This is a genomic window from Streptomyces milbemycinicus (assembly GCF_002154605.1).
In the GTDB taxonomy this organism is placed as follows: Bacteria; Actinomycetota; Actinomycetes; order Streptomycetales; family Streptomycetaceae; genus Streptomyces; species Streptomyces milbemycinicus.
The window spans coordinates 1-498 of the sequence record NZ_MUNE01001048.1 but is presented as its reverse complement, the minus strand read 5'-3'; the positions used below and the strand labels follow the sequence as shown (position 1 = coordinate 498).

The 498-nt window shown below is 70.5% G+C and carries 1 protein-coding gene; it reads left to right on the top strand.

All coding sequences use genetic code 11. The features are described from left to right. Nucleotides 1-498: S41 family peptidase (locus tag CCN51_RS50810; protein WP_245881875.1), on the top strand; the 498-nt coding region annotated here is incomplete at both ends.

Here is a 498-nt window from a genome sequence, read left to right as displayed (position 1 = left end):
TCCCGGCCCGCTGCCCGCGCAGCCCAAGCCGCACGTGGAGGTCACCCTGGTGGCCGGCAGCATCGCCGACGTCCGCTTCGACGCCTTCTATCCGGGCGTCGCCCAGGAAGCCCTCAAGGCCATCGCCGACCTCAAGGCGACCACCGAGCTCACCGGCATCATCTTCGACCTGCGCGGCAACCGCGGCGGCGTCGCCGACGAGGGCAACAAACTGATGGGCGCGTTCGTCCACGACGCAACGGCCGTTTCCTTCTGCGACGCCGACGGCACCTGCGACCCCCAGCCCGTCGACAACAGCACCCCGTTGCTGCATCTGCCCATGGTCACGCTCACCGACGACGGCTGCGCCTCCGCGTGCGAGGTATTCGCGACGGGCGTCAAGGACCTCCACCTGGGCGCCCTCGTCGGCACCCGCACCGCGGGAGTGAACTCCGGCCCCGCCCACCTGTACGCGCTCAACGATCACACCAGCCTGATCCGCTTGCCGTCGCGGCGCGT